Origin of the sequence: Acinetobacter sp. GFQ9D191M, assembly GCF_011174875.1 — a bacterium.
In the GTDB taxonomy this organism is placed as follows: domain Bacteria; phylum Pseudomonadota; class Gammaproteobacteria; order Pseudomonadales; family Moraxellaceae; genus Acinetobacter.
On record NZ_JAALGV010000087.1, the window covers coordinates 11,923 to 25,090 of the forward strand.

Sequence of the window (13,168 nt, forward strand, 5' to 3'; positions counted from 1 at the left end):
CAGGCTACGTTGTATCCTGTTTCATATTTTCTTACATAGAATTTGATCTTTATGTCTCAACCAATAATCTCAGCCCAACGTTTTTTTTCAAATTATATCCTTAGAAATCTGTATAAATTTATTTACAAGTATAGTCATCCAAAATCATATAAACACAATCGTCGCTATTGGCCATACTATCAAGTAGAACGTAGTCCCGATGGTGATTTGCAAAAAATTTATTTTAAAAAACAACTTATTGTCGATAATTCCCAATTAAATTTTAGTCCCAATCGAAAATGTATGCTAATTGCAACAGGTCCATCTGTGCATCAACTAGAAACGTCATATTTACAGCGATCGGATATTGATTATATTGGTGTAAATGGTGCAATTGCCTTAAGTGGTGTCAAATTTAAATATTATGTGATCATTGATCACAATTTCACCAACAATCGTTTTGATCTAATTGAAAATGTACTTAAAACTTCCTTTTGTACACTATTTACAACACCACGTTGTTTAGACCTGATTTTAAGAAAAATAAAATTAGAAAATATTCTTTGCGACATTAAAGTTGTTGAGCCTATCACTGAAGGTGAAATTGAGCGATTTTTAGGTGAGCGGATACGCGTGACTGAAACTCCAAATTATTTTCATATCTATGACCGCTTAGGGTTTTCTAGTCACATTTTTAATGCTGTTTTTGACTATTTTACAGTGGCTTATGTTGCACTTCAAATCACTTATCATTTGAAATATAAAGACATTTATATTGCAGGTTTGGATATGAATAATTTTTCCCAACCCAGATTCTATGAAAATAAAGAAAATAAACAACCCACTATGTTGAATCAGTATTTAGATGTAACATTGCCTGCATTCGATGCCGCTGCCCGCTTTCTAAAATCTCAGCAAATAAATGTCTATAATTTATCTCAGAACAGTGCAGTAAAAGCTTTTGAAAAAATACCTCCTGAACAATTACAAAATACTCTATTGACACAAAGTGGTGAGTAGAACTTACAATTCACCTGTAATTTCCTTCCATCCTTATGTGAACGCTCAAGTCTTTCTGTAGTCATCCCAAATATATGAATAATCATCAATTTAGAACTGATATTAATGGACTTCGAGCATATGCTGTAGTTTTTGTTGTTCTTTTCCATTTCAATGTATTCGGTTTCTCTGCTGGGTACTTGGGCGTTGATGTTTTCTTCGTGATATCAGGCTATCTGATGACAAAAATCATTGTGGAAAAGCTTGAACACAATAATTTTTCTTTTGTTGATTTTTACTTATCTCGAATTATTCGTATTTATCCCGCACTATTATTCTTAGTCTTAGTTTTAACGGCTTTGGGGCTATTTGTGTTTATCCCAGAAGATCTAAAAAACTTTGCTAAAGATGCGAGATACAGTCTCACTTTCTTATCAAATAATCTCTTCTATGAACAATCAGGAGACTATTTTGCAACTAGTTCACATGATAAAGCATTACTGCATACCTGGTCTTTAGCTGTTGAATGGCAGTTCTACATCCTTTTTCCCATCATTTTGTACACATTTAAAAAGCTTACAAAACAAACTAAATATATAGGCATATTACTTCTAATATTATTTTCTTGCTCATTTTTGTTGTCTGTAAAACTTACACCAGAAAATCCGATATATGCTTTCTTTAAACTCTCAACACGTGCATGGGAGTTAATTGCAGGTGGACTGGTGTACTTTTATTTTAACCAATATTCTTTATCATCGATTAAGCAAAAAATTATTGAATATACAGGTTTTGGACTTTTAGCGCTAAGCTTGATTTTTTTAACCAAAGATACGCCTTGGCCTGGTTATGCTGCATCCCTTCCTGTTTTGGGTACAGTTTTAATTCTAATCGCCAACCGTCAAAACTCTATACTAACGAAACCCAAGTTTATACAGAGTTTAGGCAGTGCTTCATATTCTATTTATTTGTGGCATTGGCCGATCTCATTTTTATTGAGCTATTTCCTAATTCAAAAAAATATTATCAATATCAGTTTTGCTCTTTTATTATCTTTTATTTTAGGATGGTTGAGTTACAAACATATTGAACCCTGTCGTATTCATCTGAATAAAATCAATAAAAAGTATGTTTATCTACTTTTTATCTTAAGTATTGCGATTCTCTATCCATTTTATAAGTTTCTAGGTAAGGATGGGTTAGAAAATCGAGCCGATGCAGAATACCTAAAGCGTATTGAGAAAATACAGATGCCTATGGTCTCGAATGGTTGGTGTTTCTATAACATTAAAGATGATCATAGTCTGACTGTTGGAGAAAATGGATTAAAATGTCATATAGCATCTAACTCAACAAATGCTAAATCAGCTCTTTTGTTTGGAGATTCATTTGCAGGTCACAATATTCCATTTTGGGATCATCTAGGCAAAAAGCTAAACTTGAACATCCATACGATCAGTACGAATTGGTGCTATCCAAGTCTTGATAAAGAATTTACAGGCGACAAGTCATCTACCGCTTATCAGCAGTGCTTAATCAACCGAAACTATCTGAAGAATCATATAGCTCAGTATGACGTTCTTATTTTTGCTGGTCGTTGGACTGATATTGTTCGTCAAAATCAGCAGAATTCATTTAGTGAGCTACTCAAAGTTGCACAAATGAATAATAAGAAAGTGATTGTAATGTCTGAACCATATACTTTTGATCAAAACATCAGCTCAATTTTCAAACGTGCAATATGGTTAGAGCGAGACTTTAATCTAAATGAGTATATGAACAATCCACTCGCTACAAAGCAAAAATATGCAACGAGTGTGATTAATAAAATCGTTTCAGAACATCCGAATACACTCTTGTTAAGCCAAGCAGATCTATTTAAATCAGATCATATGGCAACCAAAAACACACCGTATTCATTTGATGGACGTCATATCTCAATTGTTGGGTCATTAGCATCTGAACAATACTTTGAAACACGACCAAAATTTAAAGTATTAGAAAACTTTATTGCTAAAAAGTAGTGATTAGATATCAATAAACGAGTCGTTAAAATACATTTTTTTACTGTAATAACGACTTAATATTCCCCTTTCTTTTCCTGCCAGTTTGATCAGCTTAGGCTTTTCAACTGGCGGATAATTGAGGGCAAGATCAATCAACACTTTTTCTTTCATCCATTTATTTTTTACTTGATAGAAAAAAGCATTCCGATCACAGTTAATCAAGGTCATACTCGGTAAAGTTGTACGCATAATTTTTTGGCAGGCAACATAAGCAACCAAATATTCTAAACGGCCTATCTCTTGAAAATAGTCCTGATAATTTTCGTTATTTTCTTTAATCTGCTGAATATAAACCTTTGGTGTTAATTCTATAGCTTTTAATAACTCCTCAAACCAAGACTTAAAAAACATATTTTTGGCAGAACTTGCCAATAACCAATTCTCTAAAACAGGAAAGTCTGGGCAAGTCGTATTTTTCTTTCGATAATAGGCAAAACTGTTAGTTTGATGTTGAGTAACTAACCTTTCAATCCAATCTAGATTTTCATAAACAATTGTACTGGCATCTAACCATATCCCACCGTGTTGATAAATTAATTCAAATCGAATGAGATCAGCTTTCTGTTGTGGTGTCGCATGCTTTAAACGACCATAATCAATATCACAAAACTCTTTGACATTATTAGGTGTTAGAAAGTTTACAACATAGTTTGGATTGTTCTTTTTTATATTATCAACGCACTTCTGCACAAACTCAGGGAGTGAGCCTTCCCAATACATCCAGATAATTTTGGGAATAACTGCATTTTTCTGACCAGGATTGAGAACGATCAGGTCCGCGTAGTTATCTATTGACTCATTGATTTCTCTTTTTTGGTTTGAATACATTGTATAAAATTTCAAAAGATAGAAGAGCTTCTTAAAAAACTTCATAAAATGTACTCAACAAAATAAAGAAAATTATTTATTACAGTCTATAACTAGGACTCAAGACATTAAATGTTTAATTGCATAAAAGCGATCACGCCACATACGCTTCTGTTTCTTAAATCCATGAGAAGCACTTCGATTCTCAAGTTGCTTCCGTTTGATACCTTGAGCAGCAACAGTACCTAAAATATCACTATCCAGACCTGCTGGCTGCACAAATGGCTGCCAAACGCCAAGCCCTTTTCCTGTTTTACTTAACCAACTTTGGAAGAAAATATCGACTGGAACGGTCATGATTTTACCCAGTTGTACAAACTGTTCAGCTCCTTTTCGAGACCAAACCAAGCCTACACCACGTATTGGGAAATAATATGCATGCCACAAGGTATAATGATCAAACTCAACAATGTCTTTTGCTAATTTTTTCTTTTTAGCAGCAATATTGACGGTATACCAATCCAACTCTTTATGTTGATCTAAATAACTTAATAAAGATTCAAGCTTCTGTTTAAAGTTAGGCAACACTTCAATGTCATCTTCTAAGACAACTAAATAATCGGCATCCGTTTCTAGAAATTTTTCAGCACAACCGTAGTGACTTAGATAACAACCCAACTCAGAATTCATTAAACTACGCCCTAATATTTTCTGAGCAGCAAGATCATCGTAGTTTTCAAATTCAGATAAGGCTTTACCTCGCCCATCGTATGCAGCAAAACGTTCGAATTCCCAACCGACACTATTAAGTTGTAGAGTTGCATCAGCCAGCCGTTTATCACTTCCGTCTAAATTAATTAAATAAGTTATAACTTTCATGGCTAGCTCTTAGTAATGATGAATAAATAAAGGCAAATAATCTTTAAATTTAGTTATTAAAGCAGAGGTTATCTTTAACGATTGTTCAGGATTTAATTGATCTAAACTTTGTACACAGCCAAATTTAATAGTTGTGTCATTCAAGTCAGATAGAAATGAAGATAATGAGGCTTCATTTTTAAGATAAGCAATATTTATATCATCACATAATATCGCTTTACTAGCTTGAATTTTTAAATGATTATTTAATCCAACCGGTAAAAACTGTAAAGCACTTCTAAAACGGTATTTAATCTGTTGATGTAATATTTCAGGATACTTTGTAAAATACTCTTTCAAAAATTCACGATCTAGTATATGGGGACGGTGATGAATTTCATAATATTGATTTAATCCACAAAGGTCAGCACTAAGCATTTGGGCAATTGTATATTTAGGCTGTAAAGACTTACCAAAATATTTATTAAGGCCTTTACGCAGATTAAATTTTGCTTTAACTAACGAACTGCGTTCCCAATGCCCATAAATTTTAATTTGATCATTCGCTAAAAAATCCTCAAATTCAGAAGGTGCATTGAAGAAGAAATCATCATTTAAATAAATAAAATAGCGAGATAAGCTTGGAATATTCCAAAGCATAGTTTCAATACTTAAAGAGTTAAATGTAGGCAAGTATTGCTCATACCCAGTAAATATTGTTCGATGATCAATTATTTTTATCTGATCCGGATTACATAACCCCTGTTCGACGAAATCATAAATATTTGCTGGTTGTTGTTCATCAGTAATAATATAAATTGTTCCACAATAAGGAACATACTTAAGAATTGAAGCAATTGAAAAGTAGATTTCATTATTACTGGCAAATCGAGTTTCCTCGGCAGCACCTTTGGCAATATTAGCAGGCTGAAACTGTTGTCTTTTAAGTCGATGTTTTTCATCCTTACCATCAACCCAAGTAATAACAAAATCTATTTTTTCCATAATTTTTCTAATCAATAATCAGATTATGTAAGTCTTAGGACTTACTGCCAAGCATCCTTGATCCATTGGGATGGCAACACATAGCGATACCATTTACCACCACCACCATTAATGGCATCAGGTGGGTTAATCTCCCCATGGAAAATAATAATTTTTACGCCCTCAGGCTTTACTGGTGGCTTGAAATAAGCCATTGGAATTTTTTGCAGACAATGATATTTATAACTCTTGCACCAGCTATCCGGCCAATAACTAAGTTTCTTCTCCTGATCTACATACCAAGAAAGATAAGCCTGTTCATTACGGAATTTTTGACGGATTTCATCAAAGTGTTCGCGGAAATATGGCAATAGACCTGGGAAAGCACCAAGTTTAAAACGATAAACCGAACTATTACCTGTAATACGCCAAGGACGTTTCCAATCATGAATGATGAGAAAATCTCCAGGGTATGTGAAGAACTCGTCGATGTTATCTACGATAACAACATCTAAATCCAAAAATAATGCATTACCCTTTAAGCCATACAAATCCGGCTCAAAAGTTGATAGTTTATTCCAACCACGTTCTGGTGCACCTTCTGGCAAAGCCAACGGTGGAATAGGAAAGCATTGCACATTTGGATCAATCCCTTCGGTACGGTCAGTTAAACACACCATTTGAAAATCAACGGTTGTGTGTCGCTTCACCATATTGTAAAGGCGATTGACATATTCAGACCCATATTTTGTGCCCCATTTCATACAGATCACAATATTTTGCTCAGGTGATTGTTCACCCTGAGTCTTAAGGTCATTTTGCTTTGCGTTCATGCACCCATCATCCACCTATGCAATATCAGTATCATACCATTACTGGTACTGACTGAGCCTATTGCTTTTCATTTCTGCACAGTTTACCGCAAATCTCATGAAGAAATATAATCTTCATTTTTTCATCATCAGAATTGAATATTTTTCCAGCAACTTAGATCGAAATAAAGTTCATATTTGGATAATAAATATGGAACAACACTAATTTTAGTTGTTCGCTACGCTTATTAGTTTATTTTTATAGTGAATATATAACTTTCCATAATATAAGAATCGTCATTTTTTTCTGCGATTTATTGATTTTTCTACCTAACAACCTAATCGTTTTCATATTTTAATGAAAGTTCATTAAAAATAAAAAAAGGACTCAAACGAGTCCCTTTTTCATGGATTTAACTTATTTTACATAAGTTAACCAGTGTGCATATTTAGGATCTTTGCCCTGAACGGCATCGAAGTATGCTTTCTGGATTTGAGTCGTGATTGGACCACGAACCCCTTCACCAATTTGACGATCATCGTATTCACGAATTGGCGTGACTTCAGCAGCAGTACCAGTGAAGAATGCTTCATCTGCAATATAGAATTCGTCACGGGTAATACGGCGTTCTACTACTTCATAGCCAAGATCTTTAGCAATAGTAATAATCGATTGACGAGTGATACCATCTAATGCACCACCAGCGATGTCTGGAGTGTGAATTACGCCATCACGTACTAGGAATACATTCTCGCCTGAACCTTGGCATACATAGCCTTGCGGATCAAGCAGCATTGCTTCATCATAACCTGAATGTGCCACTTCTTGATGAGCAAGAATCGACAATGTGTAGTTACCAGATGCTTTTGCTTTACACATCGTCACGTTTGGATGATGGTGTGTGAATGATGAAGTTTTTACGCGAATACCTTTTGCCATCGCATCATCACCAAGGTAAGCACCCCAGCTCCACGCTGCAACCACAGCATGAATGGTATTGTCAGTTGCGGCAATACCCAGTTTTTCAGAGCCAATAAAAATAATTGGACGTAAATAGCAAGATGCCAATTTATTTTCACGAACCACATCAATTTGAGCTTGTTCTAAAGCTGCGTGATCAAATGGAACTTTCATTTGATAAATTTTTGCAGAATTGAGCAAACGTTTGGTGTGTTCTTTCAGACGGAAAATAGCCGTTCCATTCGGGGTTTCATAAGCACGGACACCTTCAAACACACCCATGCTGTAATGCAAAGTATGTGTTAATACGTGAGTTTTCGCCTCACGCCAGTCTACTAGTTGTCCATCTTGCCAAATGAAACCATCACGATCAGCCAAATTCATGCCACAAACTCCAATTTTTCACAATTATTCACTATCCAGTGCAAATACTGCACTTGGATCAATCAGTCTTTGCCATAACTTGCAAACGGTCTTTCGGGTATCGTGCCAGTCGCTTGCAGACACTTGCATGGATTGATTTGCAAGGGCTAAGCGGTGGCTCTCGGCGCGTTCACGGAGATAAGCTTGAATCAGAGCAGTCGCATCGTCGCTGGATAAGCAACCTGATTTTGCGGCATCCTCAAGGATTCTTACATTGTCGGAGTAATGGGCGAGATCTTTATTCGTCCCACTCCAAGCTAACACCGCATACTGTGCCATAAATTCGATATCAACGATACCACCTGCATCTTGTTTTAAATGAAAAATCCCATCTTTTTTTTGCTCTTTGGAAGAACCCAGATGATCTTTCATTTTCTGACGCATTTTCAGAACTTCACTACGTACATGACAGATATCGCGTTTCTGGGTAAGAATTTTACAGCGTAGTGCTTCAAATGTCTCTCTCAGGCTATCTTCCCCAGCAATGGAGCGTGCACGCACCAAGGCTTGATGTTCCCATAGCCATGCATTTTTCAATTGATATTGCTCAAATGCTTTCAGGCTAGTGACCAACAGCCCTGCTTCTCCAGAAGGACGTAGACGGGTATCGACTTCATAGACACGTCCATCCAGTGTTTGTGTGGTCATGAGCGACATAAACTTCTGTGCTACACGCATAGCGAACTCAAAACCGCTAATTGGCTTGAGACCGTCCGTATCTGCCTGCTCACCCATATAGTGAATGAAGACCAGATCCAGATCCGAACCATAGCCCAACTCAATGCCGCCAACTTTGCCATAGCCAATCACGGCAAAAGCCATATGTTCTATCGAGCAGCGCTGCCCTTCTGCATCCAGCGGAAAACCATGTCGTTTGGCCACAATCTGATAGGCCAGATGCAACGCAGCATTCACTGAGACTTCTGCAATATCTGTTAAGGCATCCGAGACTTTCATTAAAGGGCTTTCCGCCAGCACATCACTGGCAGCTACCGCAAGTACATTGGATTTTTTAAACAGGCGTAGCACCCGCATCTGGTCTTCGACCTGATCAATTTCGATTCTGAGCAATTGCTGACGCAGGCTATCTTCCAGATCCTGACGTTTAGGCAATTCAAAATCCATCGACAGGAACTCATCCAGCAATACCGGATAATGGGTAAGTTCCTCACAGATCCAGGGGCTGACAGTCGCCATTTTCACCAAACGCTGTAAAGCACCTTTACTTTCAATCAGCATCACCAGATACACCGTACGACGCATGACTGATTCAACCAATGGCATCAGGCGAACCAGTGCAACTTGTGGTTTATCTGATTCTAGAATCGCCTCTATCAGATAAGGCCAAAATGTTTTTAAACGTTGAATGGCTTTAGCTGGCAGTTTTTTTAAGGCATGTCCATGCCAGAATTCATGTACCAGATTTTTCGCATGATCATCTAAAACTTCATTCAGCTGTTGTTCGAGTTGAGAAAAACTTTTGCCTTGAGGCTCTGGTCCATTTTCCTTGATCAAGTGCTCAAACTGGTAAATCACTTTAGCGCGTTTTTGATCCAGCACTTCCATAAAGGCGGACCAGTCTGAAAAGCCCAAAGTATCCACAATACGTTGACGTAAATCTGGCTCAGTCGGCAAACACTGGGTCTGTTGATCATGCAGCGCTTGAATAGCATGCTCTACCCGGCGCAGGAATAAATAGGCATCTTCGAGGTCAATCACCGCCTGCTCATCCAGCAGTTCAGCCTCATCCAGATGATTCAGGCTAACCAAACATTGCCGGTCTTGCAGCTCTAACTTGGCTCCGCCATAAATCAGCTGAAAAACCTGCACAATAAATTCAACTTCACGAATCCCGCCTGCGCCAAGCTTGATATCGTCTTCAATATTGCGGCGCTGTACTTCACGCTCAATCATTGCTTTCATTTCACGCATCGCTTCGAAAGCGCTGTAATCGACATATTTACGGAAAACGAAAGGACGGGTCATGTCCAGCAGTTCATCACCTTCTGGACTCGGATTAACGATGCGGGCTTTAATCCAGGCATAACGTTCCCATTCTCGACCATGCTGGCTAAGATATTTTTCTAGTGCGGCATGACTGATAGCTAAAGCAGAACCATCACCCCAAGGGCGCAGACGCATATCAACACGGAAAACGAAACCTTCAGCAGTGATATGATCCAGCAGATAGATTAACTTTTGCCCCCACAGAATACAGAACTGTTGAACGTCAATGCATTTACGCCCATCCGTTTCACCCTGTTCATCAAAGGCAAAAATCAGGTCAATATCACTGGAAAGGTTAAGTTCCTGCGCACCCAACTTGCCCATTGCAATGATAATGAGATCCTGAACTTTACCGTTATAACCAATTGGCTGGCCATATTTGGTGACTAGAGGAATACGGGCAAACTCTTTGGCAGCACAGATACAGGCATCAGCGAAATCAGACAGCTCTCGAGTCAGCGTGATGACATCGGTGAGTTGATTAGCATCCTGCCAGATCCAGCGGAACATCAGGCGAGCACGCAGAATACGTAAACTACGCATCCACATGGTTTCATCACTGATATTTAATAAATTGGCCTGAATTAAATTTTGAATCTGTTCAGTGTCGAGTGATCCCTGAAACTGATCAATTGCATAATCCTGATTCAATAGATCTTGATGATTGGCCAATACCTGTTCTGCATATTGACTGGCTCTTAAGGTTTTCTGCAATTGTACCGCGTCCATCACTCGATGATTCCCTCAAAACTTTTATTTAGTTATAGCAGGAGTTCACGTCGAGTGGGAACGGTTTTAATAGAAATTTATGATTTTCAGGACTTTTCAGTATGCAGGTCTTCAAGTACCAATGCCTGATGATCATTGGTCACTTTAGGTAAATGCACAGTAAAGGTGGTTCCAGCGCCTTCTTTAGAATCTACGGCAATCTGTCCATGGTTCAGGTCTACAAAACGCTTACACAGTACCAAACCCAGACCTGCGCCTTTCTCATTGTCCGTGCCTTTTAAACTCACCGTGAGATTTGGTCTAAACAGATTTTCCATTTGCTCTTCAGTCATACCGAGACCAGTATCCTGAACAGTGATCTTGACTTGCTCACCTTCCATTTCAGCAGCCAGAATCACCTGTCCACCCTGATCAACTGGAGTAAATTTCAGCGCATTCGATACTAGGTTCTGCAAGACCGAAGTAATCATGTTGATATCAGCATGCACCTTGATATCTTCAGGAACCTGGTCAATTACTTCAATATTCTTTTTCAGTGCCAGACTTTTCAGTACATCACAGACAATTTTAGTAGACTGTTTTAATTCATAGTTAATTGGATGATAAACGAAACGCCCACCTTCGGCCATCGCCCAGGTCAACAGACTTTCTAACAAGTTATAAGTCGATTGAGCCGTATCATATAAATAATCAGAAATACTCTGGATACTGGGTTCATCCAGAGTGTTACGTTCCTGCGCCAGCACTTCTGAGAAGCCTAACAGGCCATGGAAAGGTGCACGCAGGTCATGAGCAATAATCTGGAAGAATTTGGTTTTACTGAAGTTTTGCGCACATTGCTGTTCATATAACTCTTTCAGTTCAGTATACTCTTCATTCAGTTTGACTCGCTTGACTAAAGTTTCAGCAAATTGCTGGGCGATAATAATAGCTTCCTGATCAAATACTTCAGTCTGATCATCAAAGAAAACCACCTGCCCCAGAAACAGGCCTTGGTCTGATCTTAAATTGAATGCTACCAGTCGCTGATGAGCTACACCAAGGCTTTTTACGTGATCTGATAGTTCTGCATATGCAGCATGACTTTGATCAATCACATCTGTTTCTTGCAGATATTTAGGGATGTCCACATTCTGGGGTACGTGCAAACCGCGAAAACCAAGCGGACAGCTGTACCAGATATAGGGTTCCGTATGGAATCCGATGATACAGGTCTTGGCACCGAGTACTTTACGCGCGACCTTACAGAAGGTGTCTAATAAATTGTCAGAGGTATAGACACCTAAAATGAGAGATATACGGCACGAGCTTAACTGCTCCGTATTCTGACCGATCTCTAGCAGTTTTAGTTCCATGTCTGCCTCTCTGGATGTTATGGAATATAGGTTAAAAATTACAACCGACTAAATTGATACAATCAATAACAAAGATTCTATATTTACTCAACGTTAAAATCTCATTTATCGACTAAAGGATTTGTTAACTTATTTCTCTAAAGATACATTGATAGCTTAATACCTTGATATTTAAATATTAAGAATTACTTGAAAAAATATTCTTCTTATAAAAAATTACATATAATTATTTGAAATTCTTTAATTCTTTTCAAATTGTTTCAATATCATCAGAGTTCTGAAATCTAAGGAAGATAAAAACAGCTCATTTTTCTTCTGATCTGTAGGCAAATAAAAGCTTTTGAATTTTCAAATATATAGAAAATGCTTATTGTCACTTTCTGAAAAAATATAGTGTTAATAATATTAACCCTGACCTAAATTTATTTCTATCTTTTAAATATTCTTAATAATCATAAAATATTGAGAGATTTAAATAGTTTATTTATGCACTAAAACCAATTTCTTACGTAATCAAAAATATTAAAAGTTTACATTTTTTTACAGTTAACAATGACTTATAGGAACATTCTTGAATTTTCATGGAAAATAAAAATTAATTAGAGTGAATAAAAAAAGCGACAAAATGTCGCTTTTCTTTAACTCAGATTACAATCAATTATCTGAAATCAGGGCAACTTGCTGCACATAGTTAAACAGCTTTTGCTTTGAGGCTGCCACTTCTTCTTCCGGTGCCTGATTTTTTAGATCACGATGTACACGTAAATAATGCTGACGTAAGGTATGACGTTCTGTCGCATTATAGGTTTTGGTAAATTCGTTAATCGCAGGATCACCATCTTTCACAATACGGTCAACCCAACGCTGCAATTGTGCTGTCTTTTTCAAGCCCTGTTTCGGAGTCAGATAAGACAGAATCACGGTTTCATTTTCATTACGGAGTAATTTACCAATACGTGAAAATTGACGACGGCGTGCTTCATGTGAACTGATTTGCTGGACATCCAGCAAAGCTTCAATCAGACGTTCTTCAACGGGTAAATTTTTAATTTGTTTCGCACTCAGTTCTGCCAACTGTGCGCCTAAAGCAGCCATACGCTGAACTGCTTTTTTCTGTTCGGTTTTACTTGCGCGTCCCTCTAAAGATTCAAAGTCTTCTTCAGTTAAACTGCTCGGTCGACGTGCCAC

Annotated in this window: 10 protein-coding genes; 2 read left to right on the forward strand and 8 right to left on the reverse strand. The window is 37.5% G+C overall.

The features are described 5' to 3' along the window. The first annotated feature begins 51 nt into the window (after positions 1 to 51). Both G5T77_RS12740 and G5T77_RS12745 read left to right on the forward strand, forming a co-directional pair. Positions 52 to 999, forward strand: a complete 948-nt coding sequence (locus G5T77_RS12740) for a hypothetical protein (RefSeq protein ID WP_004697717.1) — start codon at positions 52 to 54, stop codon at positions 997 to 999. A 74-nt stretch (positions 1,000 to 1,073) separates the two neighbouring features. Beyond that, positions 1,074 to 3,002 carry an acyltransferase family protein gene (locus G5T77_RS12745; RefSeq protein ID WP_131230600.1) on the forward strand — a complete coding sequence of 643 codons (1,929 nt, stop codon included), beginning with the start codon at positions 1,074 to 1,076 and terminating at the stop codon, positions 3,000 to 3,002. A 3-nt stretch (positions 3,003 to 3,005) separates the two neighbouring features. Here the strand turns inward: G5T77_RS12745 and G5T77_RS12750 are convergent, their stop codons facing one another. From G5T77_RS12750 to yjgA, 8 genes are all read right to left on the reverse strand, one after another. Continuing rightward, complete coding sequence (locus G5T77_RS12750; protein WP_004697714.1) at positions 3,006 to 3,917, reverse strand: capsular polysaccharide synthesis protein; 912 nt, start codon at positions 3,915 to 3,917, stop codon at positions 3,006 to 3,008. 54 nt (positions 3,918 to 3,971) lie between these two features. Continuing rightward, complete coding sequence (locus tag G5T77_RS12755; RefSeq protein WP_166139021.1) at positions 3,972 to 4,730, reverse strand: glycosyltransferase family 25 protein; 759 nt, start codon at positions 4,728 to 4,730, stop codon at positions 3,972 to 3,974. 9 nt (positions 4,731 to 4,739) lie between these two features. Beyond that, the gene (locus G5T77_RS12760) at positions 4,740 to 5,714 is read right to left on the reverse strand and encodes a Stealth CR1 domain-containing protein (protein WP_166139023.1); all 975 of its coding nucleotides are present in this window, start codon (positions 5,712 to 5,714) and stop codon (positions 4,740 to 4,742) included. Between the two features lie 41 nt (positions 5,715 to 5,755). Beyond that, positions 5,756 to 6,526 carry a glycosyltransferase gene (locus G5T77_RS12765; protein ID WP_166139026.1) on the reverse strand — a complete coding sequence of 257 codons (771 nt, stop codon included), beginning with the start codon at positions 6,524 to 6,526 and terminating at the stop codon, positions 5,756 to 5,758. A gap of 397 nt (positions 6,527 to 6,923) precedes the next feature. After that, positions 6,924 to 7,850 (reverse strand): branched-chain amino acid transaminase, encoded by a 927-nt coding sequence (locus G5T77_RS12770; protein WP_005232095.1) that lies wholly within the window; start codon positions 7,848 to 7,850, stop codon positions 6,924 to 6,926. Positions 7,851 to 7,874: 24 nt separating this feature from the next. After that, the gene (glnE, locus tag G5T77_RS12775) at positions 7,875 to 10,625 is read right to left on the reverse strand and encodes a bifunctional [glutamate--ammonia ligase]-adenylyl-L-tyrosine phosphorylase/[glutamate--ammonia-ligase] adenylyltransferase (RefSeq protein ID WP_166139029.1); all 2,751 of its coding nucleotides are present in this window, start codon (positions 10,623 to 10,625) and stop codon (positions 7,875 to 7,877) included. An 86-nt stretch (positions 10,626 to 10,711) separates the two neighbouring features. After that, a complete protein-coding gene (locus tag G5T77_RS12780) occupies positions 10,712 to 11,980 on the reverse strand; it encodes a HAMP domain-containing sensor histidine kinase (RefSeq protein WP_166139032.1) in 1,269 nt (422 codons plus the stop codon). 654 nt (positions 11,981 to 12,634) lie between these two features. After that, positions 12,635 to 13,168: a ribosome biogenesis factor YjgA gene (gene yjgA, locus G5T77_RS12785; RefSeq protein ID WP_005232100.1), complete on the reverse strand. Its 534-nt coding sequence runs from the start codon at positions 13,166 to 13,168 to the stop codon at positions 12,635 to 12,637.

Coding starts and splice junctions, on each gene's coding strand:
- G5T77_RS12755 (WP_166139021.1), bottom strand. CDS start 4,730: ATGAAAGTTATAACTTATTTAATTAATTTAGACGGAAGTGATAAACGG.
- G5T77_RS12765 (WP_166139026.1), bottom strand. CDS start 6,526: ATGAACGCAAAGCAAAATGACCTTAAGACTCAGGGTGAACAATCACCT.
- G5T77_RS12750 (WP_004697714.1), bottom strand. CDS start 3,917: ATGAAGTTTTTTAAGAAGCTCTTCTATCTTTTGAAATTTTATACAATG.
- G5T77_RS12760 (WP_166139023.1), bottom strand. CDS start 5,714: ATGGAAAAAATAGATTTTGTTATTACTTGGGTTGATGGTAAGGATGAA.
- glnE (WP_166139029.1), bottom strand. CDS start 10,625: ATGGACGCGGTACAATTGCAGAAAACCTTAAGAGCCAGTCAATATGCA.
- G5T77_RS12740 (WP_004697717.1), top strand. CDS start 52: ATGTCTCAACCAATAATCTCAGCCCAACGTTTTTTTTCAAATTATATC.
- G5T77_RS12745 (WP_131230600.1), top strand. CDS start 1,074: ATGAATAATCATCAATTTAGAACTGATATTAATGGACTTCGAGCATAT.
- G5T77_RS12780 (WP_166139032.1), bottom strand. CDS start 11,980: ATGGAACTAAAACTGCTAGAGATCGGTCAGAATACGGAGCAGTTAAGC.
- G5T77_RS12770 (WP_005232095.1), bottom strand. CDS start 7,850: ATGAATTTGGCTGATCGTGATGGTTTCATTTGGCAAGATGGACAACTA.